Consider the following 26988-nt stretch of genomic DNA (forward strand, 5'->3'; position numbering starts at 1 on the left):
GTGTTATGATTATTCAATGTTAGTGCTAAAGAGGGTGTGATATGAAAAAAGCTCGAATTTTGGGTTTTGTTTTGGTCCTTTTGATAGCAAGCGCAGCGGTTTTGTATTATTTTATGAATCGCTCATCCGATTCTTCCCAAATTCGTATTTCGACCAATCCCTGGGTTGGATTTACCCCTTTTATTTATGCGCAGGAAAAAGGGTGGTTGGAAAATACTCCGTTTCGATTTATATGGCTCGTCGATTTGACCGATAACGCTCGACTGTATGAGCGAGGCTTTACGCAAGGGTTTACTGCGACTCAGTATGAGCTGCTCCATTTTAAAAATAAAAACACCATCAAGCCGGTTTTCTTGATTGATCGTTCGTATGGAGCCGATGGGATTGTTTCCAATCGGACAATCGAAGAAATACGTTCTACGAAAGAGAAGGTGGATGTTTATTTGGAACAAGGGTCTCTGAACGAAGATTTTTTTAAAGCTTTTATCACTGAGAATGCCCTGGCAGAAAACAAGTTTCATAAAATTGATGCTTCTCAAAAAAGTATTGGTACTCTTACGAAAACAAAGGTTCCTGTCATCATTATTTCTTATCAGCCGTATCTTTCCGGATTGCTCAAAAAAGGGTTTCATCCTCTCGCTTCTACACAGACAATGGAGACCTTTTTCGTCATAGATGCTTTATTTATGAATGAGCAGATAGTTGAAGGGAGAGAAAAAGAGTTAGCACAACTTAAAGAGCTGTTCGCTCTTGGGGTAGAGCAGCTTCGTACCAATCCACATGAGTATTATGAGACGGTCAAAGGGTATTTGGAGGGGCAAAGTTATGAAGAGTTTATGGCCACAACCACACAAATCGAGTGGCTTCACCAAAAAATTCCCGAAGAGATTATCACCCATCTCACTGCGCAACAGGTAAAAACGGATAGGCTCTTGCCGTGAAAATCCAACGTTTTAATTTATTGAGTATCTTTGCATTTTATATCACTATCGGAGTATTGTCGAGCAGTTTTTACTATGTTGAGCGTATTGGAACGCTCCGATATCTCTCTCAGGGGATCAATCAGAGCCTGTTTCGCCTCGAAGAAGATATCCAAAAATCACTTCAACAAAATCGTTTGGATACGATTCAAACCTTGCTCGATCAGGCGAGTGCGATTGATGATGCATTGGCCGTTATTTCGTTGTCGTTGGATGGAAAGAGTATAGCGGTTTCATCCTCGCGTTCTTTGAGCGGAAAACGTGTGGAGGGGGAGTATCTTCCGTTGGCAAAGATTTCAGAAGGGCTGATTGAGAAGGAATATTTGCATTATTCGAGTGAATTGAGCTATTTTTCGGGAGCGACAAAAAAAAGAGCCCTTTTGTTGATTGATTTGGACAAAGCTTTTATTTTTGAGCGGTTAAACAATATTGCAATGTTTTATGGTGCAGCGCTTTTTTTGATTTTAGGGATTGTAGCGTTGGGAATGTTTGGCGGTGTCAGACGGTTGATTATTCGACCGCTTGAGCGGATAACACTGCGTGCTTTAGCCCAGGATGGTGTTCATGAAAATCATAGAATTGAGGAACTCACTATTCTTGATGAAGCTTTGTGTGACTCGTTTCATTCGATGCGAATCCAGCAAGAGAAACTCAAAGAGGCACTCAAAGAGTCGTTCTATCTCGATGGAATTCTCCGCACGGTTGCCGATATAAACCAATTTTTGATTACAGCCAAGAATATTGATGAACTGCTCAATGAATCGTGTCGACGGCTTGCAGAGCATCCCGGATATGATTTATGCTATATTGCATTAAAAGAGGGGGATAATCTTCTCCTTCAGTCGTATTCGAAAGACTCTACGGGATATTTGTACCCAAAGATGAAAATTTCGCTTGAAGGATCACAGGTTGATGACGTTGACCCTTCCGTTCGGGCGGTTAAAGAGAACAGAATCGTTGTAATGGAACATTTAGAGTATGTAAATTCATTCGGTTCATGGCTTTTTATAGCGGAAAAAGGGCAATACGGTTCAATGATCTCCCTTCCGTTGGTCAGTGCAATCGATGCGTTGCCGTTAGGGGTTATGACACTGTATTCGAAACGCTCGGAGGGATTTGAGCCCAAAGAGATAGCGATGCTTGAAGAGTTGGCGGGAGACATCGGATTTGCCGTGCATTCATTTAATCAGCGCGAGCAGCTTAAATACCATCTTACGACCGATTCGATTACCGATTTGCCCAATCGGTTTTCACTGGTGGATACACTCGCACAACACAATATATGCGCTTTAGCGATTATTAACATCGACCGATTTGGGGATATTAATGAAGTATACGGGATTGCAATCGGGGATACGATTTTGGCGGGCTATGGTCATTGGCTTCGATTAAAAATCGCTTCGCAGAAGACTATCGCTCTTTATAAGCTGGGAAGTGATGAATATGCTTTGGTTGCTGCGCACCGCAGTAATCTCAATGTATTTATGAATTTTTTAGAAGGGCTGATAAGCGCGACTCAAAAAGAATCTTTTGTGATCGAAGGGATCGAGATTGTTTTGACCATCACGGTTGGCGTTGCCCCTGCAACAGAGAGTGTCTTGGAGCATGCCACAGCGGCTTTGAAACAAGCTAAACGAAAACGCCACAGCATGGAACTTTTTTCTCACGACTCCAAGCATGAGCAGGAGAATAATATTGCGTGGTATAAACGGATTAAAGAAGCGATAGAGGAGTCTCGTATTGTCCCCTATTTTCAGCCGATTATCGATAATAAAAGTGGTACAATTATCAAATACGAAGCATTGATACGGCTAATCGAGCCGGACGGAACGGTCATTTCTCCCTATCTTTTTTTAGAGATCGCGAAAAAAACGAAGCTTTATCCTGAACTCACTAAAATCATGATCGATAAAGTCGTAAAAGTCTTTAAAAATTCACCGTATCCTGTGAGTTTGAATTTGTCGACGCAAGATCTTATCAACCCTGATTTAGCCAATTATCTAGAACGGGCCATTCATGATAATGGAATAGCTAAACAAATGATTTTTGAGATACTTGAGAGCGAGGGAATCGGTAATTATGCCGCAGTGAGCGAGTTTGTTGACCGTTTTAAGTCGATCGGTTGCCGCTTCGCGATCGATGATTTTGGTTCCGGGTATTCGAATTTTGACCATTTGCTCAAACTCAATATTGATACGTTGAAGATTGACGGCACGCTTATTAAAAATCTTCCGCATGATCGCAATGCACAGATTTTTGTCAAACATATCTGCGATTTTGCCCATGAGATGGGGATTAGTGTTGTTGCCGAATTTGTAGCGAATGAAGAGATTTACCGTCATGTCAAAGAGATCGGTATTGATGCATCGCAAGGGTATTATTTTTATGAGCCTTCGGCTCTGTTGATCGAAGAAAACTAGGAGAAGAATGGGAAACAGTTATATCGGTCGCCAACCCATCGTGAATGAACGGGGGGCTCTTGTAGCCTATGATCTTTTTTACTCTGGGCAAAGCGATAACACTCACGCAACCGAAGCGCTTATCAATGATCTGCAAAGCGCCTTTGGAATGGATCGTATTTTGGGTAAACGGTTTGGATTTATCCGCGCCGATTACCCGTTTATTTTCCATGAACTGCTTAATCTATTACCCAAAGAGAGAATTGTTTATGCCCTTATGGAGGAGATTACCGTGGATGATGCGTTATCCCTTCAACTGAAAAAACTGGTTGCACAGGGGTATCGTTTTGCTTTGAACGATTTTGCTTTTAGCGCTGAGAGCAGAGAAAAGTTTTCCCCTCTTTTCCCCTATCTGGAGTTTGTTAAAATCGATATTTCCCGTAGCAGAAGGATCAAACGTGAGGATGTAGAGCATCTCCAAAAACAAGGGATGGTGGTTATCGGATCAAAAATCGAATCGCACGATATTCACGCAGAGTGTGTTGCCAAAGGATTTTCGTATTTCCAAGGGTACTTTATTTCCAAACCGCGCATTCTCGAAAACCCCTCTTTTTCACTCGATCAAGCGGCGGTCATGCAGCTGTGGAATATGCTCCAGCGCGAAGCCGAGATTGATGAATTGGTAAAAGCATTTGAGATGAATCATATGGTCAGTTTGAAACTCATCCGTTTTATCAATTCGGCGGTTTTTTCACTCCGTAATCCCGTCTCTTCAATCCGTCATATTTTGACGCTGATGGGCAGAGAGCCGCTGTCCCGATGGATTATGCTGTTAATGTTCTCTGAAGCACAGCAATCGGATCAAAACAGAATTCCGTTGATGCTGATGGTTGTGAATCGAACGGAGTTGATGGTAAAGCTTTTAGAACTTATTGTTCCATCTCCCTCAAAGCAGCAGAGTGCGACCGCTTATTTTGTCGGAATGCTTTCTTTAATCCATCTGCTTTTCAATATCCCTCACCGTGAGGTGCTGAAAAAGCTCAATGTCGCTCCTGAAATCGAGCGGGCATTGTTTGAGGGAGACGGGTTTTATGGGGAACTGCTGACGATGGTACGATCGATCGAAATACTCGACGTAGAGGCAATGGAACGGTTTTTAACTCACCATAAACTGGAGTATGCGTCATTGGAGCCTATTATTGCATCCGCAATGGAAAAAGTAAACCAGTTTGATGCAGCAATGGGCTAAGAGTGTGGATAGAGCCGGGTGCAGAAAAGCTTTAGAAACATATCCTCCAGCAAAGTGATCACAATTCTATCACGTATTAGTTTTTTTGCGGCTAAAAAGTAGCTATAATAATTTTAATTAATTTATGACTTTCACCTTTTTGGTTTAGCGATACAAAATTCAAAGAAACTAGGAGTTCTCTTTTGATCCCAATCGATTCGTTGCCTATTAACATCGCAATTTATGAGTATCAAGAGGGAAATTTTGTTTTTACCCATTTTAATCGGCAGGCGGAAGAGACCGATAATATAAAACGCGAAACCCTTTTGGGCAAAAAAGTGACTGATGTTTTTCCCGGAGTAAAAGAGTTCGGATTGCTTGATGTGCTCGAACGGGTGTATAAAACGGGAGAATCGGAACATTTTAAAGCCGGTTATTACCGTGACGAAATACGGGAGGGGTGGCGCGTCAATGACGTATCCCGATTAGACAACGGGTGTATTATGGCGGTTTACAAAGATGTCACCCAAGAGATTCAAACGGCACATCGAGAGAATGAACTGGGGAATCTGATTAATAAAAGTCTTAATGAAATCTATATTTTTGATAAAGAGACCCTCGTGTTTGTATATGCCAATGCCGGTGCACTGGCAAATATCGGCTACACTATGGTGGAAATGTCTCAGATGACTCCCTTAAACATCAAACCTAAATTTAACGATGAAACTTTCCGTCGACTGCTCCAGCCACTCATTGATGAAACGGTACAGTTGTTAAGTATTGAAACCAAACATCGTCGTAAAGATGGGACGCTTTACGATGTGGAAGTACGTATTCAAAAAATGATTTATGCTGAAAAAGAGCATTTTGTTGTCATGGGGATGGATATCAGTGATCGTGTCAGCAATCAGTGGGAGAGGGTAAAACTTCAGCATATTATCGAACAGAGTGATGATCTGATGATGATAACCGATTGTGAGGGAGTCATCGAATATGTTAACAGTGCATATACAAAGTTGACAGGATGGGAAAAAGAGACGCTTTTGGGGGTTAAACCTTCGTTTTTAAAATCGGGGAAATCTTCCCAAAAATTTTACGATGAAATGTGGAAAACGATTCTTTCCGGAAAAACCTACAAAGGAAATATACAAAACCGAAAAAAAGACAAAAGTTATTATTGGGAAGAGAAAACGATTACTCCGATCCGTTTGAATGGAGATACGATAACCCATTTTATTTCGACCGGAAAAGATATTACAGACCAAATTCAGCTCAAAGAAGCATTGGAAGAGAGTGCACACCTCTTTAAAACGTTGACAGAGAGTTCATTAGCGGGAATATTTTTGTATAAAGAGAATTTTTTGTACGCCAATAAAGCCTATACCAGCAGCCTTGGATATACATTGGAAGAATTGAAACAGATGACCCCGATGGATATTGTTGTACCGGAAGAACGTGAACTGATCGCTCAGAGAGTGCAATCAAGGCTGCAAGGTAAACTGCACGATCAAATCACTTATCAAGATATAAAAATTATCACCAAATCCGGAGAAATACGATGGTTTTATATTGCTATTGTAACGGTAAAATATCAGGGAAAGTGGACAGGGTTGGGTACGGCTATCGATATGACCGAACGCAAACATATGGAGCAACAGCTTGAACGTACGGCACAGACGGATACGTTGACGGGTCTTTATAACCGTTTGAAATTCGATGAAATTATCACGCGGGAGATTGCTTGTTTATCTCGTAATAACTCCTCTTTTTCTTTGATCTATTTGGATATCGATTTTTTCAAAAAAATCAATGATACCTATGGACATGATGTTGGCGATATCATTTTGAAGGAGATGTCAGAGATTATTCGTAAAACAATACGGGTTAGTGATTATCCGTTTCGATGGGGCGGTGAAGAGTTTATTATTATTTGTCCAAGTACACAGATGGATGCTGCAAAAGCGTTAGCAGAACGGTTGCGTGAAGGGGTCGAAAAGACAATATTTATTGCAGGCGGAAAAACGACCATCAGTATCGGAGTGACTCAATATTGTATCGGTGAAAGCGTCGATGAGTTGATTAAGCGGGCTGATAATGCTTTGTATCAAGCGAAAAACGGAGGTCGAAACAAAGTGTGCAGTTCTCCTTATGGAGAATTGCAAAAGAGATGAAACAGCTTCCTATAAGAGTAGTGTTAGTTACACACTGAGGGATTTTTCCGACAAAGTATGTTGAGATTTTTTAGAGCGGTTTTATCGCCTTGCTTTGCGGCTTTTTGCCAATATTCATACGCTTTTTGGTCGTTTTGCTCAACCCCGTTTCCTTTAGCATACAGTAGACCAAGATTGCTGTAGGCTTGAGCCTGGTTCTGTTTTGCTGCGATGCGATACCAATGCAGCGCTTTAGGAAGCTCTTGGGTAACACCTTCCCCTTTTTCGTACATCATCCCTAAATTTGTTTGTGCTTGTGCATGACCTTGCTTTGCCGCTTTTTGATACCAGTAAGCCGCTTTTTTATAGTCTTTTGATATTCCTAAACCATCATGATAAAAGTTTCCGATGTTGTATTGCGCCATTGGATAGTCCAAATTTGCTGCTTTTTCATACCAGTAGGCGGCTTTTTTGTAATCTTTCGGAACGCCATTGCCTTGTTCATAGAGTGAGCCTAAATTAACCTGTGCGGGTACAAAGTTTTCTTTTGCTGCTTTTTCGTACCAATAGGCCGCTTTTTTAGAGTTTTTTTGTACCCCTTTGCCTTTTTCGTATAGGAGACCTAAATTGAAATGAGCGGCTGTAACATTTTGATCAGCCGCTTTTTGATACCAGTTCGCTGCCTTTTTGTAATCTCTTGTAACCCCTTCCCCATTGCTATGCATGACACCTAGGGTCAACTGAGCACCTGCATTGTTTTGTTGTGCAGCCTTTTCGAATAATTGGGCCGCTTTTTCATACTGTTTGTTTTGATACGCTTCAAAGCCATCTTCATAATCCCCAGCCCAAAGACTAACGGCCAGAAGGGTTGCCGTAATTAAATGTTTCATATTTGTTCTCCTTTGTCATTGATGGGTTGATTTTATCGCTAACTCTTTAAGAGAGAGTTAAAGCCGGATGAGTGGCTGTTGCGTAATAACGGAGGAGATTGGAAAGGTTTAAATGAAGTTTTTTGGAAATATATAGTAAAACCGACGTACTGACGTTAATCGATGAGGTAGGTTACTCTGAGCAAACATTAAGAAATAAAGTTGATTGATTTTGTTATTGAAGAAAGTCTACCGAAGCCCGTAAAAATAGGGGTTTTTCGATTGATGGTGCGGATGAAAGGACTTGAACCTTCACACCTTGCGGCACCAGATCCTAAGTCTGGCGTGTCTACCAATTTCACCACATCCGCACATAAAAAAGTCTAAGGTGGTACGCCCTAGAGGATTCGAACCTCTGACCGATGCCTTAGAAGGGCATTGCTCTATCCAGCTGAGCTAAGGACGCGAGAGTATATATGGTGCGCCCGATAGGGTTCGAACCTATAACCTACGGATCCGAAGTCCGTTACTCTATCCAGTTGAGCTACGAACGCACATCCTTCTAAAACATCGCGTATCAGAAGAGTTTCAAACCAGAAACAAATGGGGTGGAATATGGGAATCGAACCCACGACCCTCAGAACCACAACCTGATGCTCTAACCGACTGAGCTAATTCCACCATCTATGTAAAAGGAATCTGTGTTTGAAAATAAGATACAAAAAAGAAAAAAACATGGTCGGGGCGAGAGGACTCGAACCTCCGGCCCCTTGGTCCCAAACCAAGTACTCTAACCAGACTGAGCTACGCCCCGACCTTCATCTAATCCAACTCAAGTGAGCTAATTAGTGAGGCGAAATTATAGTCGAAAATCCAATAATTGTCAAGAGTATTCACGATTTTGCTATAATTCATAAAATAAGGAATCAATTTTGCTAATGATTCAATAACAAAGTTTGGGATAAGGAATAGAATGAAGATAGCACATTTTAGCCGGTGGGGATTTTTGATGGCCGCCGCAGGTTCAGCGGTAGGGCTGGGTAATATCTGGAAATTCCCCTATATTACGGGTGAATACGGCGGGGGTGCATTTGTTCTGGTCTATTTGTTGACGGTTGTATTGGTCGGATTTTCGGTAATGATTGCGGAGATGCTGATCGGGTACCTGGGACGTCGAGATGGCGTCGGGGCGTTTGAAGAGCTGGCACCGCGTCATAAAGAGAGGTGGAAATACGCCGGATTTATGGGATTGTCCGGAACGTTGGTTATGTTTTATTACTCGGTGGTTATCGGGTGGATTTTTTACTATATTACCCTCTCTTTTGGAACATTGCCCGCGACGATTCCCGAAGCGGAGGGGATTTATAACAACCTTATGACGCAGGGTATCGGGACACAGATTTTTTTCCATACACTCGCTTTTATGATTACGACAGCGGTATTGATTCGGGGGATCAAGGGGGGGATTGAAAAGTTCAATCTCGTGCTGATGCCATCGCTGATTATGATTATTGCTGGGATGCTGGTGTATGCGATGGGTATGGAGAGTTTCCCAAAAGCTCTCAGTTATATGTTTAACCCCGATTGGAGCAAGCTCACCTCCGAAGCGTTTGCAGTAGCGGTTGGACATGCGTTTTTTACCCTTTCTCTAGGGATGGGGGCGATTATGATCTATTCGGCATCATTGCCGAAAGATAGTAATCTGGTTCGTGCTTCGATATTTGTCATCGTCACCGATACATTGATCGCTTTGGCGGCCGGATTGGTACTTTTTACCTTTTTGTTCCAATACGGAGCTGAACCGGCGAAAGGGCCGGGCCTTGTCTTTATCTCTTTGCCTGCTGTTTTTCATGCGATGGGATTGGTTGGAAATGTATTGGCAGTCCTCTTTTTTATGGCGTTAGCGTTTGCAGGGCTTACTTCGGCGGTTTCACTCGTTGAGCCGATGGTACAGTACTTGATCGACCGATGGGATATGAGCCGAACCAAAGCGGCGATCACGATGGGGACATTCTTTTACCTGTTTGGTATCGTAGCAATCTTTTCACTCAGTGCCGAAACGTCGGCGTATTTAACATGGGGCGGGAAAAGTTTCTTTGACTGGTCGGATTATATGACCTCAAACGTATTATTGCCGCTTGCGGGATTGGTGATGGCAGTATTTGTTGGTTATGTTATCGAAAAAGAACGGGTTGCTTCGGTTCTCCAAAAGGATATGGGGTGGTTTTATCCGATTTGGCGTTTTAGTGTCCGATTTATCGCCCCGGTAGCCCTTTTTGTGGTGATGTTAAATTTGATGGGATTCATAGAATTCTAATGAGAAAAGAGGTGAATATGAGTATATGGCGTCAAGTTTTGACACTCCCCGTTATCGTAATCGCGATGGGGTATTTTGTCGATATTTACGACCTGATTTTGTTTGGTGTTGTACGTGTCGAGAGTTTGACCGAGCTGGGACTCGATAAAGATGGCGTTACTCTGTGGGGTTCGATTATTCTCAACGCTCAAATGGGGGGGATGCTGATCGGCGGGATTCTTTGGGGGATTCTCGGAGATAAAAAAGGGCGGCTTTCAGTTCTTTTTGCTTCGATTATCCTCTATTCGGTGGCCAATCTCCTCAATGCGTTTGTCACCAATGTTGAGCAGTATGCATTGCTCCGATTTATCGCCGGTATCGGATTGGCAGGTGAATTGGGGGCCGGGGTGACGCTGGTGGCTGAAATCCTCCCCAAAGAGCTTCGCGGATACGGGGTGATGAGTATCGCCGCGTTTGGTGTTCTTGGGGTTGTCGCGGCCAATATCGTTGCCGAACACTTTGCGTGGCGCAATGCCTATATTATCGGAGGGGTGCTCGGCTTTTTACTGTTGATTTTGCGATTCCGGGTCAGAGAGTCGGAAATGTTTCAACACCATGTCAGTGATGATGTGAAGCGGGGCCATTTCTTTGCCCTTTTCAGCCATAAAAAGCTTTTCAGTAAATACATTAAAGCAATTGTCATCGGTATGCCGTTGTGGTATGTCGTCGGGGTTTTGGTGATGTTCTCTCCTGAGTTTGCTAAAGCGTTGGAGATTAGTGGTGAAGTAACCGCAGGTCAAGCATTGATGTACACCTATATCGGTCTCTCTGTAGGCGATTTGGCGAGTGGATATCTTTCGCAGCAGATGCAGAGCCGCAAACGTGCCTATACGATTTTCATGGTCTTTTCTGTGGCAAGTGTCCTCTATTATTTCAACTTGTCGGGTGCAAGTGCTGAGACTTTTTATGTTGCAGTATTTTTACTGGGGGTATTTTGCGGCTACTGGGCCCTCTTTATCACGATGGCGGCGGAGCAGTTCGGAACGAATATCCGTGCGACCGTCGCAACGACGGTTCCCAATTTCGTACGCGGGTCGGTCGTACCGATCACGTCGAGTTTTATGCTTTTAAAAGAGAGTATGGGGGTTTTGGGTTCCGCCGCAGTTGTGGGATCGGTTGTGTTTACGATTGCTTTGGTGGCACTTTATTTTACCCGTGAGACGTTTCATGAGGATTTGGACTACATAGAGGCTTGATATTCTTTTCTTTCTAGAAAGAAAAGAAACAAAAGAAAGTCATCCCCTGAGCAAAGCGCTCACGCGACTCTCGCACTATTGCTTCGCGCGTGGCTTTCAAGGATGCTCAGGGGATAGATTGTTATCTATTTTCGCTATACGCGAAAATCATACAAATAAAATATTTTGCCCTCACCCCATACCAAGAGCAAGGTCGCGTGCCGTAGGGCACAAGCGTACCGCAAGCGATTTGTGGTGAGGGCGATTTCTTTTGATACTTTTCTATGAAAAGAAAAGTATAGAAGGTATTAAAACTGTATCATTCCATCCACTGGTGATGATGCCGTCGCATATGGACGTTTCGGAATACGTCCAGCGAGATAACTTAAACGTCCCGCGATTACGGCGTTCTTCATCGCTTCCGCCATCATCATCGGATTTTGCGCCTGCGCAATCGCCGTGTTGGTCAATACGCCATCCGCTCCTAACTCCATCGCTAATGCCGCATCACTCGCACATCCGATCCCCGCATCGACGATAATCGGCACTTTCACCGCTTCGCGTACAAATACGATGTTATAACGGTTTTGGACACCGAGACCGCTTCCGATCGGAGCGGCGAGAGGCATGATCGCATGGGCTCCCGCATCTTCGAGGCGGCGTGCCATGATCGGATCATCACTGGTGTAGGCCATGATCGTAAATCCGTCTTTGGCGAGTACTTCACACGCTTTGATCGTCTCTAAAACATCCGGATAGAGGGTTTTTTGGGTATCGCCGATCACTTCGAGTTTGATCAGATCGATTCCTGTCGCTTCTCGAGTGAGGCGGAAAAGGGTGATTGCTTCCTCAGCCGTTGTACATCCTGCCGAATTTGGCAAAAACTTGACGTTCGTTCCCGCAAACGTATCGCGAAGGTTTGGTTCGTTTGGATTGGTAATATTGAGACGGCGGACGGCGACGGTGATAAGTTCTGAACCGCTTGCCAAGGTGGCGGCTTTGGTCGTTTCAAAAGAGTCGTATTTGCCGCTCCCGACGATAAGACGGCTGCCGAGCGTATATTTTCCGATTTGTAATGTGTGCATAAAATTGACTCCTTTGGAGATTGTTCTTGGGTTTATAACATAACGATTCTGTTAGGATTCTTTGAGAAGGCTCATAACACTGAGGGGTAAAATTTCATGCTCGATTGCACGGATTTTTACCGTAAAACTTTCTAGTGTTTCCTCATCGCTTTTACGAAAACTTTTTTGCATAATGATTTCTCCCCCGTCCAGTTCATCGCTCACCCAGTGGACACTGACGCCGCATACTTTTTCATCACTCTCAAAACTCCGTTCGATAGCCCGGGCCCCTTTAAAAGCCGGGAGAAGTGAGGGGTGGAGATTGATGGAGCGGATATTGGAGGTGAAAACAGGAGTGAGTATCCGCATAAATCCGCATAAAACCACCAGATCAGGGTTGTATTCGCGTATCAGATCAACGAGGGCGGTATCATAAGCCTCACGGCTCTCAAATTCACGATGATCTAAAATTTCTACCGGAATACCGGCTGAACGTGCTTTGGCAATGCCTCCGGCATTTGGGTTGTTGGTAATGGCGCAGACAATGGCGCCGTGTTTAAGATGAATCTTTTCGATTAGGTTGGCGAGGTTGGTCCCCTCGCCGCTGAAGAGTGCAACGATTTTTTTCATAAAGCAGATATTCTTTCTATAAGATCAAACGGGGTCAGCGCGTAGTTGTTTTTATCAAATTTTTGTGCTGCAAGGGTATGGGCAAGAGAGCTTTGGAGCGCTGCATCCAGCGGCGTATAACCTTGGGCCAGCAATGCGCCGATCAGCCCGCTGAGTACATCCCCGCTTCCTCCCTTTGCGAGTGCGACGGTACCGTGAGGGTTGATAAAATAGCGTTTATGTTGAGCAATAATGACATTGGCCCCTTTGAGGAGCAATACGGTATTCGGGAATGCGGCACAAAATTGCTCCACATAGCGAAACCGGTCATTTTGCAAGGTTTGGGTGGTGATATCGGCGATGCCGCAGATACGTAAAATTTGTGTGAACTCTTTGGGATGGGGGGTGAGGACAACCCCACCACGATGGAGGAGTTTCAGAAACATCGGATGATAAAAGATATCGGCATCGAGAACCAGCGGGAGTGTATTGTCGAGCAAGCAGGTGAGCTCATCATCGCAAAACTCTGCCCCCAGACCCATCCCCAATGCGATGGCGGTAGCAGTGGCGGGAAGAGAGTGACTTTGCATCAGATCATACGGGATGTGAACGTTTTCGTTGCTTAAAAGAGTTACCAGCCCCGTACCAAAACGCAGGGCGGCAGAGCCGGCGATGACGGAGGCCCCGATCTTTTCTCCGCACACGAGTGCCAAGTGGCCATACGATCCTTTGTGTGTTGAGGTGCGTGTACGCAGCGGCAGGGAGAGATCAGAGGGGTCGAGTAGCTGCCATGGGGAGGGTATCTCATAGCGTGAACGTGAAACTCCAAGATTGGCCACATGAATTTTTCCCACGTACTCTTTGGCCGCGTCGCTGAAGAGGCTTCGTTTTAGGGCTCCCATGGTGATGGTGAGATCCGCTTTAAACGCATGGGGATCGAGCGTTCCGTCTGCAAACAGACCGGTTGGGACATCGCAGGCTATTTTAAAGGCGTCGGAAGCATTCAGAATATCCAGCAATGCACGGGTTGCAGAATCGAGAGGTCGGTTAAGACCGCTGCCAAAGAGGGCATCAACGATGACATCATAGTGGAGATCGCTCTGATAATCGAAGGAGATACGGTAGTCCCCTTCCAGTTGTCGTGCGAGAATCCGTCCGTCTGCACCGTTGTTTCCACTGCCGCAGACGATGAGGAGGGAAGTGTTTCGCTCAAAACGCTCATGAATCCATTGCGCCATTGATAACGCAGCGTGCTCCATCATGATTGTTTCACTGAGGGCAAATTTTTCTACAGCTCGATGATCCAGAGTGTTTACTTCTTGGTAAAGGTTTTGCATGGATAAAGTCCATTTCGGCTATAATTATATTTATGAACAACGATTATATCGCAATAGCCAAAAACACACTTGAAATCGAAGCGCAAGCACTTCGCGAAGGCTCCGAACGACTCGGAGCGGAAATCGTCCGTGCGGTAGAGATTATTCTTGCGTGCCATGGCAAGTTGGTGATCACAGGGGTTGGAAAATCGGGGCTGATCGGGGCCAAAATCGCCGCAACGTTTGCCTCTACGGGGACGCCCAGCTTTTTTCTCCACCCTACCGAAGCATTGCACGGAGATTTGGGGATGATCGGCAAAGAAGACGCGGTATTGGCGATCAGTTACAGCGGCGAAAGTCCGGAGCTCAGTTCCATTCTCCCCCATATCAAACGGTTTGATATCCCATTGATCGGAATGACCCGAAATCCTGCATCGACGCTTGGACGCTACAGCGATGAGGTACTTAATATCAACGTCTCTGCCGAAGCATGTCCGCTTGATATTGCCCCTACCTCTTCAACGACCTTAACCCTTGCGATGGGGGATGCATTGGCGGTGTGTTTAATGAGGGCACGCAATTTCCAAAAAGAGGATTTTGCCTCCTTTCACCCCGGCGGAGCGTTAGGAAAACGGTTATTTGTCAAAGTGAGCGATTTAATGCGCACCGAAAATCTCCCGATCGTGGATGAGAATACTCCGCTGAAAGAGGCGATTTTGAAACTCAGCGAAGGGCGTCTGGGGACGGTGATGCTGACCGATGGGGAAGGGAAGCTCTCAGGGCTTCTCAGTGACGGAGATATCCGTCGCGCTCTGATGAATGAGTCGTTTTCGCTGGATACGTCTGCGAAGGCTTACGCCACTAAAAATCCTCTTGTGATTAATGATGCGGCGATGCTCGCCAGTGATGCACTGGTACTGATCGAAACCAAAAAAATTCAGTTGCTGGTGGTCACCGATACCACCGGCGTTATACAAGGTGCACTGCATCTTCATACTCTCGTGGAAGCAGGTATCTCATGATGCGACTTAACAAATTTATTGCTCACTACTCGACCTATTCCCGTCGCGAAGCCGATCAGGCGATTCTCGACGGATATGTCCGTATCGATGGGGAAATCGAAACCAATCCTGCAACACAGGTGGATGAACGTCATGCCAATGTCATGGTAAGCGGGAATAAAATTGTTCCGAACGATCAGTTCACCGTGATTGTGTATAACAAACCGCGCGGCGAACTGGTGACTAAAAAGGACCCTCAAGGGCGTAGAACGATTTACGATTCTCTTGCAAAGCAGTATCGCCATTACATCCCCGTCGGACGACTTGACTTTGCTTCCGAGGGGCTATTGCTTCTGACCGATGCGTCGCGGGTGGCCACGGCACTTATGACGTCGAAGATGGAACGGGTTTACAAGATCAAAATCAAAGGGCCTGTTACCGAGGGGATGAAAATCGCCATGGGGGAGGGGCTGGAGCTCGAAGACGCCAGTGCGGGTGCGCATGAACATGCTGATGCGGGGCCGATGAGTTTCGCCCCTTTTTATGCCTATCAGGTACAAAAAGACCAAGGGGACTATTCGATTCTTAAAGTAGCCATCGGAGAGGGGCAAAACCGTGAACTTCGCCGTTTTTTTGCCCATTTCGGTGCCGAAATCGTGGATTTGAAACGGCTTAGTTTCGGAGGGATTGAACTCAATAATCTTCCAACGGGAAAAGTGCGGTTTTTAGAGAGAAGTGAATACTCCTCTTTACGAGAATTTTTGGATGCGGTGGAGAAAGCGGAGAAGCAAAAACAAAAATCTCAGCCAAAAGCTCCGAGAGCTGTCGAAAAACCGGAGTCCAAACCGGCGAAAAAGACGTTTGTGAAAGATAAGGCAAAGGTCAAACCAAAGCCTTCCAATGAACCTTTCAGTACCAATAAATACAAACCTGACACTAAATTTGCAAAAGGCGGCAAGAAATGAAAATTCTCACATTCCCAACCAGTCATAAAACACAGCTGATGGATATCAGTGCCGAAGTGAAAGAAGCGGTAATTACTTCGGGCGTCAAAGAAGGGATCTGTGTCGTTTTTACCCCCCATACGACCGGAAGTGTTTTTTTGTTTGAAAATGCCGACCAGAATCTCCGCCGCGATTTACTCTCCGCCCTCTCAACCGTCATCCCCAGCGATGCCAAGTATTCGCATGTCGGAAGTAATGCTGCAGCACATCTCAAATCTTCTCGGATGGGCGCATCGGTGAGTATTCCGGTGTATGAAGGACGTCCGATGTTCGGAAAATGGCAAGGAGTTTTCTTCGGTGAGTTTGACGGTCCCCGCCAAGCACGGGAAGTGATTATCAAGGTCATTGCAGGTTAAAGGTGGCAGACTTCACTTATCTGCTTCGTCCCAAAAAATTTGATGATGTGGTAGGACAGCCTCACCTGTGTTCTTCGGATGCTCCTCTTCGTTCTTTATGTGAGGGGGGTGCTCTCACCCACTCTTTTTTTTACGGTCCTCCCGGCTGCGGAAAAACAACACTTGCCCGAATTATCGCCGACGTTATGGATCTCCCCTTTTATGAGTTTAATGCCACTTCACTCAAAATCGAAAATTTGCGAAAGATTTTTGATCAATATGAAGGCTCTCTGACAAAGCCCCTTATTTTTATCGATGAAGTGCATCGTCTGGCAAAAAACCAGCAAGAGGTGTTATTGCCGGTTATGGAAAAAAACAGTGTGTTAGTCATCGGTGCATCGACGGAGAATCCCTATTTTTCGTTGACTGCGGCGATGCGTTCGCGCTCATTGTTGTTTGAACTCCACTCGATTACGCATGAAGCGTTAGCAGATTTGTTAGTACGGACCAAGGTGGAAATGGATGAAGAGGCGCGAGAGTATCTAATTGCGAGTTCAGGGGGAGATGCGAGGGCGATGCTCAAACTCCTCGAAGTCGCTTCGGCACTCAACAAACCGATGACGCTTCTCTTGCTTAAATCGCTCCGTCCCGCGGCGCAATCGCTGGGGAGCTCAGAGGCGGGGGTGCATTACGATCTCGCTTCTGCCCTCATTAAAAGCATTCGTGGAAGCGATCCCGATGCGGCGATCTATTATCTTGCCCGTTTAATCGAGGGGGGAGAACCGCCCGAGTTTATCGCACGGCGTCTCGTGATCCTCTCCTCCGAAGATGTGGGAAATGCCAATCCGCAAGCACTGACATTGACCACCTCGGCGATGATGAGTGTCAAACAAATCGGTTATCCCGAAGCTCGGATTATCCTCGCTCAGGCAGTGATCTATCTGTGTGCCTCTCCGAAATCCAATACGGCGTATAACGCGATCAATGCGGCGCAGCAAGCAGTAAAGAACGGAGTGATTCTCGATATTCCCCTTCATCTGCGCCAACAGCACAAAGGGTATCTCTATCCGCATGACTTCGGCGGATGGGTAGATCAAAAATACCTCTCCAAACCGCTCAAATTTGTCGAATTCAAAAACATTGGTTATGAAGCTAAGATGGGGGAATGGATCGAGAAGGTGTGGGGGAAAAAATAAGTTTCTCCTACTTTTTGTCCCGCCAAAAAAGTAGCAAAAAAGCTCATCATCCCGACAGTTCGCTTTGCACGACTCTCGCACTACCGCTTCGCGCGCAGCTCATTTGTGTCAGGAAGATTTTAAAAACACCGGACTATATATTGTAATACGTCGCCTCTTTGTGATGGACGACGAGCGCCGTCGTACTTTGTTCCGGATGGATTTGGAATGTTTCAGAGAGGGTAATACCGAACTCTTCGGGACGTAAGAGATCAAAAATGATACGGCTGGGTTCGAGGTCTGGACAGGCAGGATACCCGAAACTGTATCGCGCCCCCGCATAACGGTTGAGGCGAACATCTCGCAAGCTGAACCCTTCATCATCGTGTGCGATGTTAAGATCGAGGCGGATTTGTTTGTGTGCCACTTCGGCCAGCGCTTCGGCCAGCTCTACCCCAAATCCGTGTACCATATTGTACTCCAAATACTCATTGGCGGCGTAGAGCTCTTTTTCATACTCGCTAAATTTGTCCCCGACACTAACACACGTTAGTGGCAATACATCATCGCGGGTGTGGGCGAAAAAATCACTCAATGCGCGATGGGGTGCTTTACGCTGGCGCGGAAATTCAAACACATATTTGGCATTCCCGATCACCTCTTCGAGGTTTTGGCGGTTAGCGTTAGCATCGATATTCCATCCGCAGCTCTCATCGAAAATCAATAGTTCACGGTCGCTGCTTCGGACGGGATAGTATCCGTAGATCACAGTCGGCTCAAACAACCCCCGCTTGATAATCTCAGATTTAATACGCTCATAGGCGGGGTACACTTTGGTCTCTAAGAGTTTTTTGTACTCTTCTACCGGCATTCCGGCACGTTTGTATCCCCAGTGCATTTTAAAGAGGCTCCGTTTATTGATCCATCCGCACACCATCTCAAAATCGAGTTGCTCTTTGCGCAAGACACGACGTCCCCAAAACGGAGGGGTGGGGATTTTCACTTCACACGGCATTTTAAGCTCATGAAACGGAGGGATAACCACGTCAATCACCTCTTTGGCGGCACGTTCAACCATATCACCGCCTAAACGGGTATCAAGCCCCACACTTGGATCGGCGTTGTATTTCTCAATCCGGCTCATCGCGATAACCCCGTCAAACGCGTCGCGGCAGTAAAATATTGCTCCGTTGTAGATCGGCCGGCAGAAATCGTCCACAAAACTGCGGGTAAGTGCCGCACCGCCTAACAGCACCGGTGTTGTGATCCCCATGCTTGTCATCGTCTCCAGGTTGTCACGCATCACTTGGGTCGATTTGACGAGGAGTCCGCTCATTCCGATGGCGTGGATATCTTGGGCTTTCATAACATCGAGATACTCTTCGAGTTCGGTTTTAATCCCGACATTGATGACTTTGAACCCGTTATTGGAGAGGATGATGTCGACGAGATTTTTCCCCACGTCGTGAACATCCCCTTTGACGGTTCCGATGACGAGGGTCGTATCCGTATCTTTTTCCTGTTTGGAGAGGTAAGGATTGAGATAATCGACGGTGGTTTTCATCGTTTCGGCACTTTGCAATACAAACGGTAACTGCATTTTCCCTGACCCGAAAAGCTCTCCGACGATTTTCATTGCATCGATGAGGATCTCATTAACGATTACGTCTGGGTTGATCGTATGGCGGGCACTTTCTACGAGCGGAATCATCCGCTCTTTGTCACCGTCAATGAGGAGCTTAGAAATTTTTTCTTCATCACTTAAGCTTTCATAGGCTTCATCATTTTTACCGTTATCAATGGTTTTATCACTGAAGTGTTCGATAAATTTAAACAGCGATTGATCATCCGGGGTAAAGAGCAGCTCTTCACAAATAGCACGATCCTCTTCAGACATTTTGGCAAGCGGCACGATATGTTTGACATTGATGATAACCGAGGTCATTCCCGCTTCGATACAGTGGTGTAAAAAGACACTGTTCAAAAAAATGCGGGCATTCATGCTAAGCCCGAAAGAGATATTGGAAAGCCCCAGTGTTGAGCCGACATTCGGATATTTTTGGTGGAGTTGTCGGATCGCCTCGAGGGTTTGGATAGCGGCGTCACGGTACTCCACATCACCGCTTCCCACCGTAAAGGTGAGCATATCGAACATCAGGTTGCGCGGATCGATACCGTGGCGGTTGACACATAGATCGTAGATTCGATCCGCAATCCGCATTTTATCTTCCGTCGTTTTCGCCATCCCTTTTTCATCGATCACGAGACATACGAGTGCCGTACCGAATTTTTTGGCGAGAGAACAGATCGCGTCGAGCCGCTCTTCCCCATCTTCGAGATTGACCGAGTTGATGATCGGTTTTCCGCCGATGCATTTGAGTGCTTCCTCCATCGTGTTGACCCGCGTGGCATCGGGCATAAGGGGGATGGAGATTTTTTGGTTGTAGAGTCTCATAACGTGCGCCATATCGACCGCACCATCACGCCCTGCAAATTCGACATTCACATCGAGACAATGGGCACCGTCACGAACCTGCGCCTGACCGACGCTTAATGTCCCCTCGTAGTCACTGGCGATGATCAGTTCGCGAAATGCTTTCGATCCGGTCGAGTTGGAGCGCTCCCCGATGAGTAGCGGAGCGGGCTTTTGGATCAGTTCGACGGTGTTAAAAAGGGATGCAATAGAAGGAGGGGTAGCACCGGCCGGTTTTTTTGGGGCGATGGAGGAGACTTTGTTGACGAGGGCTCGGATGTGTTGGGGGGTCGTACCGCAACACCCGCCGAGGAAACTCACCCCGTCAAAGTTTAAAAAGTCACATTGGAGTTTGGCAAATTCATCCGGTCCCATCGGATAATAGGAGTAGCCGCCGCGATTTTGAGGGAGCCCCGCATTGGCATGAACCGAGATCGGTTTTCCCCATACTTCGGAGAGGGTTCTGACGTGTTTGCCGTATTGTTCCGGTCCCGTACCGCAGTTGAATCCCAGACTGATGATGTCGAACGGCTCCATGATGGTCGCAATGGTTGCCGCATCGGTTCCGATGAGCATACTTCCCGCCAGCTCGATGGTAACGGAGACCATGATGGGGAGTTCCGTGTTACGCTCACGGTTCGCCGCTTCACACGCATGGAGCGCTGCTTTGATCTGGAGAGGGTCTTGGCAGGTTTCAAGGAGGAAAATATCGCATCCGCCATCGATGAGCCCTAAACAGCACTCTAAATACCCTGCATACATTTCATCGTAGTGAATGTGTCCGAGTGAGGGGAGTTTCGTTCCCGGACCGATGGAGCCGAGAACAAAACGGGGATGCTCGGGGGTAGAGAATTTGTCACACTCCGCTTTGCACACGGCTGCACCCGCACGGGAGAGCTCATAGGCGCGTCTCCCAATTCCGTATTCATCCAAAACCCAGCTAAAAGAGCCAAAAGTGTTGGTCGTGATGAGATCGGCTCCGGCGGTAAGGTAGGCGTGAAAAATATCACCCATCACCTCCGGGCAGGTAACGTTGAGAAGCTCGTTACACCCCTCCAACCCTTCCCATGCACTGGCGGGGATATTGTCGGCACGTTCTTGAAGCTGGGTTCCCATGGCACCATCAATAATAACGGGGCGTTTGGAAATCGTTTCAAGAAGAATATTTTTAACCGACATAGTAGAAACCTTATACAAGTGTAATTGATGCGATTTTAGCGAAAAGGAGCATAAGCCGTTCTAAGTATGAAAATATAATTCTTTGGATACACTCTTAGCTATGAAAAAGCTGCTCCTTTTATCCCTTTTTTTGATGAGTATCGCATGGTCGAAAGAGTCGGTGACGTTACAGCTGCCATGGCTCCATCAGTTTCAATTCGCAGGATATTACGTCGCGCAAAAGAAGGGGTATTATCGGGATGCGGGAGTGGAGGTTACCATCCTCGATGCCCGTAATCAACGAGACCCTTTTGATGCGGTGATGGAAGGCAAAGCGCAGTATGGTGTGGGACGCTCTTCCCTGATTGTCGACTACATCAAGGGCTCACCGCTTGTCCTGATGGCAGCTACATTTCAATCCTCACCGATGATGCTTCTTACCCGTAAAGATGCCCGTATTGATCATGCTCAGGATTTAAAACATAAACGGGTCATGTTGACCGGCGATACGATCGAAGGGGCAGAGATGCAGGCGATGCTTCGAAGTGTCGGTTTGTCCGTATCCGATCTCAAGGTTCAAAAGCATTCCTATGATCCGATGTCGCTGGCGCGGGGCGAAACCGACGCTATGGTCGCGTATCTCTCAAATGAGCCCTATATCCTCCAAAAAGCGGGGGTAGAAACGCACGCGATTCATCCTAAAGAGTACGGATTTGATTTTTACAGCGATATTTTATTTACGACGAAAAAAGAAACGACCCAGAATCCCCAAAGAGCCGAAGCCTTTTATGATGCGTCAATGCGGGGATGGCTTTGGGCGTTTGATCATATCGAAGAGACGGCGGAACTGATTTATCGGGAGTATAATCCCCAGCATAAATCTCTGGATGCATTGATCTATGAGGGCAAAGTGCTAAGAGAGCTTGCATTTCGCCCCGATACTGCATTTGGCTCGATCGATCCCGTACGTCTGGAGATGATCGCACAAGGGTATCGGCTGATGGAGGTCGTCCAATCGATCCCTTCGTTTAATCCTTTAATCTATAAACACAGCGCATTGCAGTTGAGCGAGAAAGAAAAAGCGTGGCTGAAAGCGCATCCGGTCATCCGGGTCGGAATAGATCAAAACTGGCCTCCTATCGAATCGGTTGATGAAAAAGGGAGACATTCAGGGATCAGTGCATCGTATCTGAGCCTTCTTGAAAAACGGTTGGGGGTCCATTTTGAAATCGATTACAGTCGAAGACTCTGGAGCGATTCGATCCGCTCTGTCCGGAACAGAGAGCTTGATATGCTCTCGTGTGCAGCTATTACCCCTAAGGGGCGTGAGAATTTGGCCTTTAGCCGCCCCTATTTAAAACAGTCGATCGTGATCGTAGCAAACTCCAATGTCGGGTATGTGAATGATTTGAACGATTTGATCGGAAAAAAAGTGGCGGTTGTCCGTTCGCATGCGAGCGAGGAGTTTTTGCGTTCCCATCATCCCAAAATTATTCCGGTCATGGCGGATACATCCCTCGAAGCACTCCAGAGCGTTGCTTCGGGTGAGGCTTATGCGTGTATCGAAGGGCTGGGTGTGGTCAGTCATCTCATCGAGCGCCATAATCTTAAGCATCTCAAGGTGGTCGGAGAGACCCCCTACCGATATGAACTTGCATTTGCGTTTCGTAATGACTGGGGAATGCTAGCCGCGATTTCTGATAAAGTATTGGCTTCTATAACCCCCTCAGAATACGAAGAGATTCACGGCCATTGGCTTCTGATGGAGCGCAACGATCCGATTAATTACCGCCTTGTATGGGGAATCATCGGATTTATCGCGGTGTTGTTTATCTTGATCGCCTATAAAAATCACCGCCTTGACGTACTGGTACGTCAACGTACCGGCGAACTCGAAACCTTTAATCAACGCCTCCAGGAGGAGATTGAAAAGGCGGTTGAAAAAAATCGGAAACAGGAAAAACTGCTGATGCAGCAAGCCAAAATGGCGGAGATCGGCTCGATGCTCGAATCGATTGCGCATCAATGGCGCCAACCGCTCAATATTCTGGGTCTCTCCATGACACGATTAAATTTGAGCTGTTCATTGGCAGGGACGGGTGAAGCGGCAAAAGTCATCGAGATTGCCGAAGCACAAATCGAATACATGTCTCAGACGATCGATGATTTTCGTAATTTTTTCAAACAGGACCGTAACCGAATCTCGGTCAATATCAATGCTTTGATCAATGATGTCGAAGCCCTTTTGGGCCCTTTATTAACGCGTCAAAAAATTGCCGTTGAGCGGGAGATCGATATGGCTATCGAAGTTCTGGTTTACCCTAATGAACTCAAACAAGTCCTTATCAATTTGGTTAATAATGCCCGTGAAGCGATTGAACAGCATCCGGGGGATGAACGCACTATCCGTATCCGCTGTGTCAGTGATGAGCGTTATTGTACGATCAGCATTGAAGATACGGGGGGAGGGATTCCAATAGCGATCATTGATAAGATTTTCGACCCTTACTTCACCACCAAATTTGAATCGCAGGGGACCGGAATCGGTCTGTATATGGCCAAAATGATTATTGAGAAACACTTTTTAGGGAAATTAAGCGTCTACAATACCCTCAAAGGGGCATGTTTTGAGATTCGCCTTAATCATGCGGTACAAGAGGATTCCGACACACGATTTCAAAGCAGTGTTTCCCCTGTGCATACCGATACTTCAGTGTAAAGTTGTGTGCATCGATAACCGATTTGACAATATAGAGCCCTAGTCCGAAACTGTGCGGATTGTCATGATGATGAAAAAAGGGTTCAGTGAGCGTTTTGAGCGTAGCATCTGAAGGCCAGGGCTCTCCCGTGTTGTAAAAGCAAATACGTTCATTGGTTTGAATGATAGTGACTTTACCATCGGAACTGTACTTGATCGCATTGTCGATGAGGTTTTTAAAGACCGTTGCCATTATCTCGCAATCCGCATCAATGGATGTGCCATCCGTTATCGCTTCGACTACCCCCTCTCCTAGAAAAAGCAACCCTTTTGCCTTATCGATTAAGCTTTTCGGGTCGCATTGTTGCACATGAGGTGCCAGAGCTCCCGAGGTGATTTGCTCTACCCGAACCAATTCGGCTATCAGGTTCTCCATCCGTAAAAATGCCCGTTCCAAAATCGATTTTTCTTCCCCTTTTTTAAGGAAGGGGAGGGCTAGTTTTCCGACCGTGATAGGTGTTTTAAGCTCGTGCATGATGTTGCGTAAAAAGAGTCTCCGTGCTTCCATGAGGGTTTGGTTTTTTTCCATCGCATTGTCCAATGCACGGGCGACAAGGGCGATTTCATCTTTTTGGATACTTTTGATGGGGATGTAATTCCCTACCTGGGCATAATGGGTGATGGCGTGTATGAGTGTTTTGAGGGGAAACAGCGTTTTAATAATCAGCCAATAGAGGAGGAGCAAACTCACCAAAAGGGTGATAAAAAGAGCTTCAGGCCAGAGCGGGCGTTTGGCGACATCGGCTTTGATGACCAGTAACGGCGGAGACGCTTTGGTGAGATAGACGTAGAGATGATGATCGTCTTTGAGTATTTGTATCCGCCCCTCTTTGAGAGAGTCTTGGATTGCTTCGGGGTAATTTTCCGGAATGTTAGCGAGTCCCGTATGCAGGGTTTTGATGAGATCCGGATGGGGCTCGGCAATACTGTAGCCATGATCTTGTAAAAAAGATCGCCGATCAGCCGGAGCGAAGGGGATGCTTTTGCGGAGGATTAAAAGGAGATTCTCCGCTTCCCTCTCAAGACGCTTTTCATACTCATGACCGAGTTTTTGGTTCAGGGCGTAAAATCCTATCCCCATAGCGATGATGGCGACGAGAAAAAAAAGGGTGATTCTGAGAAAAATACTGTGACCCATCGATTATCCTGAAAAGCGATAACCGCTTCCGCGTATGGAGTGGATAAAGCGGGGATTTTTAGGATCTTTTTCGATTTTTTGGCGCAGTCGGCTGATAATGACATCGATGGTCCGAGCCGAGCTTTCCCATGAAATCGCTTCGGAATGGGTGGAGAGAAAATGACGACTGAGCGTTTGGTCGGGGTGGCGGATAAACAAGGAGAGCAACTCGTATTCTGCACGCGTTAAAGAAAGAGCGGAGCCGTTATAGTGAATGGTTTGTTCCTCTGTATTCAGGATGAAGGGTTTCTTTTTTGTCTCCGGTGTCGGGTGATAGCGGCGGAGAACGCTTTTGATCCGTGCGATGAGCTCACGCGGTTCATACGGTTTGGGGAGATAGTCGTCTGCCCCGTATTGGAGGCTGATAATTTTATCGTTGATATCGCTACGAGCGCTTGAAATGACAATAGGGATATCGGTTTTGAGTCGGATTGCTTTGCACAGTTCCAGTCCATCCATTTGCGGCAGGGTTAAATCCAAAATGATGAGATCAAAAGGATCCGTATCTAAAAGAGTTAGTCCTTCGCTAGGGGTTGAGACAGCATTGAGGGCTATGCCGTAATTTTTGAGATAGTTTACCAGTAATGTCGTGATATCAGGGTCATCTTCGACCATCAGCGCCTGAAGCATACGGATCCTTTTTACAGTGACTGTTGAGCCGTAAAGTATGACGTAATGATGTTAACGAAGGGCAAAGAAAAGTATCATATGGTGGATCAAAGGGGAATAGTAACGTATGAGAAAGAGGATATTGCCCGGACAGGCAAACGATTATTTAGTCAACCATCCAGCTGGCGCGTTTGGATCGGCGTAGTTTTTTAACCAACATTTTTTCGAATGGGGTCATTTTTTCCATTGGGTTCTCCTTTGTTCGATATAAACGACATCGTATCGATAAAAGATTACCGTACGATAACGTGTTTTGACGAAACACTAAAATTATAATAAAACATATGACAAAAACGGGGCAATGAATGATTAAAAAATAGGCAAAAAGATATCTGCTTAAAACTTTGAGGCAATACGGTTCTTTCAACCCTCTAACAGCCGCTACAGCCGATAATCATCCAAAAAAAGGCAAATCATGGGAAGAGTAGAAAAAGCCCTCGTGGGGGGTGGATGCTTTTGGTGCATTGAAGCGGTTTATAATCGTGTAGAGGGTGTTTTGAGTGCACTCAGCGGGTATGCAGGAGGTGCACGTAAAAATCCAAGTTATGAACAGGTATGCAGCGGGGCCACAGGCCATGCTGAAGTTGTGGAGATAACCTATGATCCGGATATCATAACGTATGAAGAGATTTTGGATATTTTTTGGGCGATACATGATCCAACCACATTAAACGCCCAAGGAGCTGATCGGGGGACACAATACCGATCGGTAATTTATTATTATGACGAGGGACAAAAAGAAAAAGCGCTCACATCGATTCAATCCGCGCAAAAACAGTGGAAGGAGGCGATTGTGACAGAACTTTCTCCTGTACCGGAATTTTACGAAGCCGAAGCGTATCACCAAAATTACTACAATGAGCATCCGACGCAAGGGTATTGCTATGTTGTGATTGCACCGAAAATAGAGAAGTTTATGACGAAGTTTACAAAGCGAGTTAAAAAATAAGAGAAGAATTTCTATCCCCGCCGAAGCGGAAATATGAGTGAGGGGGAGGAAGCCGAATTTATTTGATAAGTTCGACTTCAATACGGCGGTTTTCAGAACGCCCTTCTTTGGTTGCATTGGAAGCAATCGGCATTGATTCGCCT

General features: G+C 46.1%; 19 protein-coding genes and 5 tRNA genes. 12 read left to right on the top strand and 12 right to left on the bottom strand.

Features of this window, described 5'->3' with window-relative positions; translation table 11 throughout:
* The first annotated feature begins 41 nt into the window (after nucleotides 1–41).
* From WB308_RS09455 to WB308_RS09470, 4 genes are all read left to right on the top strand, one after another.
* Nucleotides 42–941, top strand: coding sequence for a hypothetical protein (locus WB308_RS09455; protein ID WP_424191001.1), 900 nt, complete (start codon nucleotides 42–44; stop codon nucleotides 939–941).
* Nucleotides 938–3400: an EAL domain-containing protein gene (locus tag WB308_RS09460; protein WP_424191002.1), complete on the top strand. Its 2463-nt coding sequence runs from the start codon at nucleotides 938–940 to the stop codon at nucleotides 3398–3400. Before WB308_RS09455 ends, WB308_RS09460 begins: the two co-directional genes overlap by 4 nt.
* Before the next feature lie 7 nt (nucleotides 3401–3407).
* On the top strand, nucleotides 3408–4628 hold the full coding sequence (locus tag WB308_RS09465) for an EAL and HDOD domain-containing protein (RefSeq protein WP_424191003.1): 1221 nt from the start codon (nucleotides 3408–3410) through the stop codon (nucleotides 4626–4628).
* A gap of 182 nt (nucleotides 4629–4810) precedes the next feature.
* Nucleotides 4811–6778 carry a diguanylate cyclase gene (locus WB308_RS09470; RefSeq protein ID WP_424191004.1) on the top strand — a complete coding sequence of 656 codons (1968 nt, stop codon included), beginning with the start codon at nucleotides 4811–4813 and terminating at the stop codon, nucleotides 6776–6778.
* Nucleotides 6779–6801: 23 nt separating this feature from the next.
* On the opposite strand, the gene WB308_RS09475 is transcribed toward WB308_RS09470, so the two are convergent.
* The 6 genes from WB308_RS09475 to WB308_RS09500 form a co-directional block, all read right to left on the bottom strand.
* Nucleotides 6802–7647, bottom strand: coding sequence for an SEL1-like repeat protein (locus WB308_RS09475; RefSeq protein ID WP_424191005.1), 846 nt, complete (start codon nucleotides 7645–7647; stop codon nucleotides 6802–6804).
* Nucleotides 7648–7912: 265 nt separating this feature from the next.
* Nucleotides 7913–7997 (bottom strand) — tRNA-Leu (locus tag WB308_RS09480).
* An 18-nt stretch (nucleotides 7998–8015) separates the two neighbouring features.
* Nucleotides 8016–8092, bottom strand: a tRNA-Arg gene (locus WB308_RS09485).
* A gap of 11 nt (nucleotides 8093–8103) precedes the next feature.
* Nucleotides 8104–8180 (bottom strand) — tRNA-Arg (locus WB308_RS09490).
* A gap of 50 nt (nucleotides 8181–8230) precedes the next feature.
* Nucleotides 8231–8307, bottom strand: a tRNA-His gene (locus WB308_RS09495).
* Between the two features lie 55 nt (nucleotides 8308–8362).
* Nucleotides 8363–8440, bottom strand: a tRNA-Pro gene (locus WB308_RS09500).
* A gap of 159 nt (nucleotides 8441–8599) precedes the next feature.
* Here WB308_RS09500 and WB308_RS09505 point away from each other — a divergent pair.
* Entirely contained in the window at nucleotides 8600–9943 is a 1344-nt protein-coding gene (locus WB308_RS09505; protein WP_424191006.1) for a sodium-dependent transporter, read from the top strand.
* 17 nt (nucleotides 9944–9960) lie between these two features.
* Nucleotides 9961–11178 carry an MFS transporter gene (locus WB308_RS09510; RefSeq protein WP_424191007.1) on the top strand — a complete coding sequence of 406 codons (1218 nt, stop codon included), beginning with the start codon at nucleotides 9961–9963 and terminating at the stop codon, nucleotides 11176–11178.
* A 287-nt stretch (nucleotides 11179–11465) separates the two neighbouring features.
* Here WB308_RS09510 and WB308_RS09515 read toward each other — a convergent pair whose 3' ends face one another.
* Genes WB308_RS09515 through WB308_RS09525 form a run of 3 tightly spaced genes read right to left on the bottom strand, consistent with a single transcriptional unit; the run spans nucleotide 11466 to nucleotide 14167 of the window.
* Entirely contained in the window at nucleotides 11466–12242 is a 777-nt protein-coding gene (locus tag WB308_RS09515; RefSeq protein WP_424191008.1) for a thiazole synthase, read from the bottom strand.
* A gap of 51 nt (nucleotides 12243–12293) precedes the next feature.
* The gene (gene purN, locus WB308_RS09520; protein WP_424191009.1) at nucleotides 12294–12851 is read right to left on the bottom strand and encodes a phosphoribosylglycinamide formyltransferase; all 558 of its coding nucleotides are present in this window, start codon (nucleotides 12849–12851) and stop codon (nucleotides 12294–12296) included.
* The gene (locus tag WB308_RS09525; protein ID WP_424191010.1) at nucleotides 12848–14167 is read right to left on the bottom strand and encodes an NAD(P)H-hydrate dehydratase; all 1320 of its coding nucleotides are present in this window, start codon (nucleotides 14165–14167) and stop codon (nucleotides 12848–12850) included. Before WB308_RS09525 ends, purN begins: the two co-directional genes overlap by 4 nt.
* A 32-nt stretch (nucleotides 14168–14199) precedes the next feature.
* On the opposite strand from WB308_RS09525, the gene WB308_RS09530 reads away from it, so the two are divergent.
* The 4 genes from WB308_RS09530 to WB308_RS09545 are packed head-to-tail and all read left to right on the top strand — an operon-like array spanning nucleotide 14200 to nucleotide 17682.
* Complete coding sequence (locus WB308_RS09530; protein ID WP_424191011.1) at nucleotides 14200–15168, top strand: KpsF/GutQ family sugar-phosphate isomerase; 969 nt, start codon at nucleotides 14200–14202, stop codon at nucleotides 15166–15168.
* Nucleotides 15165–16112, top strand: coding sequence for a pseudouridine synthase (locus tag WB308_RS09535; protein ID WP_424191012.1), 948 nt, complete (start codon nucleotides 15165–15167; stop codon nucleotides 16110–16112). The genes WB308_RS09530 and WB308_RS09535 overlap by 4 nt, the downstream gene beginning before the upstream one ends.
* Nucleotides 16109–16507, top strand: a complete 399-nt coding sequence (locus WB308_RS09540) for a secondary thiamine-phosphate synthase enzyme YjbQ (protein ID WP_424191013.1) — start codon at nucleotides 16109–16111, stop codon at nucleotides 16505–16507. Before WB308_RS09535 ends, WB308_RS09540 begins: the two co-directional genes overlap by 4 nt.
* 2 nt (nucleotides 16508–16509) lie before the next feature.
* Nucleotides 16510–17682 carry a replication-associated recombination protein A gene (locus tag WB308_RS09545; protein WP_424191014.1) on the top strand — a complete coding sequence of 391 codons (1173 nt, stop codon included), beginning with the start codon at nucleotides 16510–16512 and terminating at the stop codon, nucleotides 17680–17682.
* A gap of 133 nt (nucleotides 17683–17815) precedes the next feature.
* Here WB308_RS09545 and metH read toward each other — a convergent pair whose 3' ends face one another.
* Nucleotides 17816–21313 (bottom strand): methionine synthase, encoded by a 3498-nt coding sequence (gene metH, locus WB308_RS09550; protein WP_424191015.1) that lies wholly within the window; start codon nucleotides 21311–21313, stop codon nucleotides 17816–17818.
* Nucleotides 21314–21413: 100 nt separating this feature from the next.
* Between metH and WB308_RS09555 the strand changes: the two genes are divergently transcribed.
* Nucleotides 21414–24011: an ABC transporter substrate-binding protein gene (locus WB308_RS09555; RefSeq protein ID WP_424191016.1), complete on the top strand. Its 2598-nt coding sequence runs from the start codon at nucleotides 21414–21416 to the stop codon at nucleotides 24009–24011.
* Here the strand turns inward: WB308_RS09555 and WB308_RS09560 are convergent.
* Nucleotides 23932–25188, bottom strand: coding sequence for an ArsS family sensor histidine kinase (locus tag WB308_RS09560; protein ID WP_424191017.1), 1257 nt, complete (start codon nucleotides 25186–25188; stop codon nucleotides 23932–23934). The genes WB308_RS09555 and WB308_RS09560 overlap by 80 nt on opposite strands.
* Before the next feature lie 3 nt (nucleotides 25189–25191).
* On the bottom strand, nucleotides 25192–25857 hold the full coding sequence (locus tag WB308_RS09565) for a response regulator transcription factor (RefSeq protein WP_424191018.1): 666 nt from the start codon (nucleotides 25855–25857) through the stop codon (nucleotides 25192–25194).
* Between the two features lie 454 nt (nucleotides 25858–26311).
* Here WB308_RS09565 and msrA point away from each other — a divergent pair, with 454 nt between their 5' ends.
* Nucleotides 26312–26845 carry a peptide-methionine (S)-S-oxide reductase MsrA gene (gene msrA, locus WB308_RS09570; RefSeq protein WP_424191019.1) on the top strand — a complete coding sequence of 178 codons (534 nt, stop codon included), beginning with the start codon at nucleotides 26312–26314 and terminating at the stop codon, nucleotides 26843–26845.
* The last annotated feature ends 143 nt before the right edge of the window (nucleotides 26846–26988 follow it).

It is taken from the genome of Sulfuricurvum sp. (genome assembly GCF_049587615.1).
In the GTDB taxonomy this organism is placed as follows: Bacteria; Campylobacterota; Campylobacteria; order Campylobacterales; family Sulfurimonadaceae; genus Sulfuricurvum.